Below are 6,000 nucleotides of genomic sequence, written 5' to 3'. Positions count from 1 at the left end.
ATCCGCGCACAGGCCAGCATGGCATAGGCGGCTTCGGGAATCATCGGCATATAGATGACCACACGATCCCCGCGCATGACGCCTTGGCTCAAGAGCACATTGGCCATGCGGTTCACCTTGTCGGACAGCTCCTTGTAGGTGATGTGGCGGGCGGGTTCGTTGGGGTCATCCGGCTCGAAAATAATCGCGGTTTGCAGCGATCTCTTGGCGAGATGGCGGTCGATACAGTTGGCGGAGACGTTCAACACGCCGTCCTCATACCACTTGATATCGACGCGACCGAAATCGAAACAGGTCTTCTTGACCTGCGTATAGGGTTCGATCCAGTCGAGAATCTTGCCCTGCTCCGCCCAGAAGGACACGGGGTCCTCAACCGAACGGGTGTACATGTCTTCGTAGTCGCTGGCCGAGATCAAGGCCTGTGCCGCGAAGTCTTCGGATGGTGGATAGGATGTGTCGGTCATGCTGGCTCCTCCCAAAGCTGGCCCGTAAAGCGGGCGCGAAGTCCCGCCCAGAGCTTTGGGAGGGACGTTACGTCAGATGGCCAGATATTCTGCTCTTAGCGCGTCATTCTCAAGCACTTCTTTTGCGCTACCATCGTAAACCACCTGTCCGGTGTCGAGGATCACGGCGCGATCGGCCAGATTGAGGGCACGCACGGCGTTCTGTTCGACCAGCACGGTGGTGATGCCCTGTTCCTTGATGATGCGCAGGGTTTTCTCGATCTCGTCCACAATAACGGGGGCGAGCCCTTCATAGGGTTCGTCGAGCAGCAGCACCTTGATGTCGCGGGCCAGTGCGCGGGCAATCGCCAGCATTTGTTGTTCACCGCCCGAAAGCGTGATGCCCTCCTGTTTGCGGCGCTCGCGCAGGCGCGGGAAGAGATCATAGAGGCGATCCAGTGACCAGCCGACCGGCTCGACGATTTGCGCCAGTTGCAGGTTTTCCTCGACCGTCAGACCGGGGATGATGCGGCGGTCTTCGGGCACCAGCGCGATGCCTTCGACGGCGGCCTCATAGGAGGTCATCGTGTGCAGGTGCTTGTGGTCCAGCCAGATTTCACCATGGGTCACGGACGGGCTGTCGAGACGGGCCAGAGCGCGCAGGGTCGAGGTCTTGCCCGCGCCGTTGCGGCCCAGAAGGGCGAGGATCTCGCCCTCGTGGATGTTGAAGGAGACGCCCTGCACAATATAGCTTTCGCCGTAATAGGCATGGATGTCCCACGCCGAGAAAAACGCGGGCGCGGTTTCGGCGTGATTGGCATTCGGGTTGAAGCCGTCAGCGGCGGAGGCGGGGTTTGTCGCGGTTTGGCTCATGATTTACACCTGTTGCGTTTCGCCAAGATAGGCTTCTTTGACTTTGGGATGGCCCTTGATGTTGTCGGGCGTGTCCTCGACCAAGGGGGTGCCTTGGGCCAGAACCGTGATGCGGTCGGCCAGAGAGAAGACCACATGCATGTCATGCTCGATGATGGCGATGGTGATGTCGCGCTCTTCCTTGATCTGCTTGAGCAGGGCGATGGTGTTGTTGGTGTCGGCGCGTGCCATGCCGGCGGTCGGCTCGTCGAGCAACAAAAGCTTCGGCTCCTGCACCAGACACATGGCGATTTCCAGCCGCCGCTTGTCGCCGCGGGACATGGAAGACGCGATCATGTCGCGCTTTTCATACATGCCGAGGTCCTGAAGCATGGTGCTGGCCTTTTCGATCAAGCCGGTCTCCTGCTCCATGTTCTCGATTGCGTGCATCCGGAAAGCCCCGTCGCGTTTGGCAAAACACGGGATCATCATGTTTTCCATCACGGTGAGGTCTCCGAAAATCTCCGGCGTCTGGAATACGCGGGAAATGCCCAGCTGGTTGATCTCGTGGGGTTTGCGCCCCAGAACCGAGGTGCCCGCGAAGGTCACGGAGCCTTCGTCGGGGATGAGCTTGCCGACGAGACAGTTGAGCAGTGTCGACTTGCCCGCACCATTGGGCCCGATGATGGCGTGGACGGTGTTTTCCTCGATGGAGAGATTCACATCCCCCAGCGCCTGTAGCCCGCCGAACCGTTTGCCGACGCCTTTGACTTCAAGAATTCCCATGTTCATTCTCCTGCGACGCGTTTGGTGGGGGCGGGGTGATGTTCGGGATCGGAGCCGTCATATTTGTCCCGCTTGGTCTTTCCCTCCCTGATCCGTTTGGACAGGCGCTTGAGCCCTTCGACCAGACCGCCGGGCAGGAAGGTCACAACCAGCATGAAGGTCACGCCAAGGGTCAGGTGCCAGCCTTCGCCGGTGAAGCGGGCAAAGACCCAGATCACCACATCCTCGATCCCGTCGGGCAGCCAGTGGAACCAGCTGTGCAGGACGCTTTCGTTGATCTTGGAGAAGATGTTTTCGAGATATTTGATGACGCCTGCGCCCAGAACCGGCCCCATGAGCGTGCCAGCGCCGCCAAGGATGGTCATGATCACCACCTCGCCGGAGGCGGTCCAGAGCATCCGGTCGGCCCCTGCCAACGGATCCATCGCCGCGAGAAGCCCGCCAGCGAGCCCTGCATACATGCCGGAGATCACAAAGGCCGCCAGCGTGTAGGGTTTCGGATCCAGCCCCGTGTAGGTCATGCGCTGCTGGTTCGACTTCACCGCACGCAACATCATGCCGAAGGGCGAGCGGAACAGGCGGATCGCGACGTAAAAGGCAATCACCGCAATCACGGCGCAGAAGTAATAGCCCACGTTGAAGGTAAAGACGCGGCCCAGCACTTCGACCTTGTGGGAGGCGTTCATCGCCAGCCCGAAGATGTTGGTGACGGGCAGGGAACTGCCTTCGATGGCACGGTCAAGAACACGCGGATCATCCAGAGAAAGCTGCAACCCTGTTTCGCCATTGGTCAGCGGGGTCAGCACGGAATAGGCCATCTTGTAGGACATCTGCGCAAAAGCCAGCGTCAGGATGGAGAAGTAGATCCCCGAGCGGCGCAGCGAGACAAAGCCGATGGCGGCGGCAAAGAGACCCGAGACCACCATCGCCAGCAGGATCGCGGGGATGACGTTCATCGTCAGGAGTTTCATCATCCACACGGCGGCATAGGACCCCACGCCCAGAAAAGCCGCATGGCCAAAGGACAGGTAGCCCGTGAGGCCGAAGAGGATGTTGAACCCCACCGCAAAGATGCCGAAAATGGCGATCTTTTGCATCAGGTCGGGATAGCCGCCATTGAACTGCGCAAGTTCGGAGCCTTCTGCAAAGGGTTGCAGCAGGACCGGGGTCAGCAGCGTCAGCGCGATCACGATGAGCAGGAAGCGGGTGTCTTTTTTGTTCAGTCCGAGAATTTTTTTACCAAGCATGGGTTAGTCCTCCATCACGCCTTTTTTGCCCATCAAGCCGCGCGGGCGGGTCAACAGGATGATGATGGCGACGACATAGATGATGATCTGGTCGATACCGGGAAGGATGGATTTGACGGCATTCATCGAGGAGAAGCTCTCCAGAATGCCCAGAAGAAAGCCTGCGGCGACGGCACCGGGCAGCGACCCCATGCCGCCGACCACCACCACGACGAAGCAGAGCACCAGAAAATCCATGCCCATGTGATAGTTGGGCGACAGGATCGGCGCATACATTACGCCTGCGCTGCCTGCGACGGCGGCGGCCAGTCCGAACATAATGGTGAAGCGCCGGTCGATGTTGATGCCCAGAAGGCCCACGGTCTCGCGGTCTGCCATGCCTGCGCGCACAACCATGCCGAAGGTGGTGAAACGCAGAAAGCTGAAGACCGCGCCGATGACCACGGCGGCAAAGAGGAAATAGACCAGCCGCCAGTAGGGGTAGATGATCACATTGGGATCAAAGCCCAGCATCGCGCCGAAGTCGAAAGAGCCTTTGAACGCATCGGGCGCGGGGGTGGAGATCGGGTTGGCCCCGTAGAAATACTTGATGACCTCTTGCAGCACGATGGCCAGCCCGAAGGTCACGAGAATCTGGTCGGCATGAGGGCGTTTGTAGAAATGCTTGATCAGCCCGCGTTCCATGATGAAGCCCACGGCAATCATGATCGGGATGGAAAACAGGATCGCCAGAGGCACCGCCCAGTCGATCAGCGCATGGCCGAAATCATGGCCGAACCACGCCTCCACATAGGGGGTTTTGATCTTGGCCGGATTGCCGAGGAAGTCGAGCTTCTCCGGATCAACGGTTTCGAAAGACAGGTTCAACAGACGCGAGAGCGTGACGGCGCAAAAAGCCCCGATCATGAAAATCGCGCCATGGGCGAAATTGACCACGCCCAAAGTGCCGAAAATGAGCGTCAGGCCCAACGCGATCAGCGCGTAAGCCGAGCCCTTGTCCAGCCCGTTGAGCAATTGCAGAAGGATGGTTTCCATATTCCCCACCTGTTTGAGGTTGAGCTTGCCCGAGCGTCTCCGGCCCGCCAGACGCAGGGGGAGCGGACACCGGACGCGCCGTGACGCCTCCGGTTGCATCGGTTTTGAAGAAATCGGGGGGCCTGCCACTTTGTGGTTCAGGCCGCCCCTTTGCCCTTTCGGGCCTGTCCGGACGCATTTGCCTCCGGTCAGGGCCCGTGCGTGGGACGGTTAGCCTGCGTTACAGTCGCCAAGCGCGCCACCCGCGAACATCGGGTGATCTGCCGGATAGGTGACCTGTGCGGCGGGGGTGATTTCGACGATCTCCAGAAGGTCGAACTCGGAGGTCGGGTTCTCTTTCCCGCGCACCACCAACACGTCTTTGAAGCACTGGTGATCTTCGGCGCGGTAGAGTGTCTTGCCATTGCCCAGCCCGTCGAACTCAAAGCCTTCGAGCGCTTCGACAACCGCACAGGGGTTGAACGATCCGGCCCGTGCCACAGCATCCGCATAGAGCAGCGTCTGCACATAGCAGGTATGGGCGGCCTGCGACGGCGGGAAGCCGTATTTGGTGCCGAAGGACTTCACAAAGGCTTTCGAACCTTCATCGGTCAGCGACCAGTGCCAGTTGGTAGAGCCGAGAATACCCTTGATGTTCTCGCCGGCACCGCGTGCCATCAGACGCGAGAAGAGCGGGACAACGATCTCGAACTGTTTGCCGTTCACCATCTTTTCACGCAGACCGAACTGCACGGCATTGGTCAGGGAGTTGACCATATCCCCGCCGTAGTGGTTCAGGATCAGCACATCTGCATCGGTTTGCAGAACCGGCGTGATATAGGAGGAGAAATCCCCCGCGCCCAGCGGTGTGCGCACCTTGTTCACGGTTTCCCATCCCAGCGCCTCGGTGGCGGCTGCAATGGATTCCTCTTGCGTCCAGCCCCATGTGTAATCGGCGGTCAGGTGGTAGGCCTTGCGATCCGCGCCGTAGCGGGCCGCCAGCACGGGTGCCAGTGCAGCACCGGACATATATGCGTTAAAGAAGTGACGGAAGCCGTTGGCTTTCTTGTCTTTTCCGGTTGTATCGTTGGAGTGGGTCAGGCCCGACATGAAGATCACGCCAGCTTCCTGACACAGCCCTTGCACCGCCACGGCCACGCCGGAGGACGAGCCGCCGGTGATCATCACCGCGCCGTCTTTTTCGATCATGGATTTGGCAGAGGCCCGCGCTGCATCGGATTTGGTCTGGGTGTCACCTGTGACAAATTCGACCTTCTTGCCGAGGATGCCGTTGCCTTCGAGGGTTTTGGAACTGAAGGTGTTCAGCATCCCGCCGTCGCCTTCGCCGTTGAGATGCTCGACCGCCAGTTGATAGGCGCGCAGCTCGTCGGCGCCTTCATCTGCGTAAGCGCCGGACTGGGGCACGTTGAATCCCAAGGTGACGGTGCCGCCCATCGGTTCGTTGGTAAAGGCATGGGCGCCTGAAGTGAAAATCGTCGGCAATGCGAGACCGGCACCGGCGACGGCTCCGGTCCTGAGAACGCCACGGCGTGTCAGATCGGTTTTGGACATGTAAATTCCTCCCTATGGGTTTTCTGCGCAAGGCTCGCCCGAACTTCCTCCCCGAAATTCGGGCGATGCACAGATCCGGTTTCTGG

At 59.8% G+C, this 6,000-nt stretch carries 6 protein-coding genes; all 6 read right to left on the bottom strand.

Going from position 1 to position 6,000, the window contains the following annotated elements:
- Window positions 1-464, bottom strand: a 464-nt coding sequence (locus tag BM152_RS15495; RefSeq protein ID WP_139222520.1) for an acetyl-coenzyme A synthetase N-terminal domain-containing protein, incomplete at its 3' end; no start/stop codon positions are given.
- Between the two features lie 72 nt (window positions 465-536).
- Window positions 537-1,316 carry an ABC transporter ATP-binding protein gene (locus BM152_RS15490; protein ID WP_066601664.1) on the bottom strand — a complete coding sequence of 260 codons (780 nt, stop codon included), beginning with the start codon at window positions 1,314-1,316 and terminating at the stop codon, window positions 537-539.
- A 3-nt stretch (window positions 1,317-1,319) separates the two neighbouring features.
- Entirely contained in the window at window positions 1,320-2,081 is a 762-nt protein-coding gene (locus BM152_RS15485) for an ABC transporter ATP-binding protein (RefSeq protein WP_066601661.1), read from the bottom strand.
- A gap of 2 nt (window positions 2,082-2,083) precedes the next feature.
- Complete coding sequence (locus BM152_RS15480) at window positions 2,084-3,313, bottom strand: branched-chain amino acid ABC transporter permease (RefSeq protein ID WP_066601695.1); 1,230 nt, start codon at window positions 3,311-3,313, stop codon at window positions 2,084-2,086.
- Between the two features lie 18 nt (window positions 3,314-3,331).
- Window positions 3,332-4,363: a branched-chain amino acid ABC transporter permease gene (locus tag BM152_RS15475; RefSeq protein WP_066601658.1), complete on the bottom strand. Its 1,032-nt coding sequence runs from the start codon at window positions 4,361-4,363 to the stop codon at window positions 3,332-3,334.
- A gap of 210 nt (window positions 4,364-4,573) precedes the next feature.
- Window positions 4,574-5,914, bottom strand: coding sequence for a substrate-binding protein (locus tag BM152_RS15470; RefSeq protein WP_066601654.1), 1,341 nt, complete (start codon window positions 5,912-5,914; stop codon window positions 4,574-4,576).
- Between the last annotated feature and the right edge of the window lie 86 nt (window positions 5,915-6,000).

Source organism: Celeribacter halophilus (assembly GCF_900114135.1).
Classification (GTDB): Bacteria; Pseudomonadota; Alphaproteobacteria; order Rhodobacterales; family Rhodobacteraceae; genus Celeribacter; species Celeribacter halophilus.
Note: the sequence above shows the minus strand (reverse complement) of the source record. Positions and strands in the feature narration are given on the sequence as shown.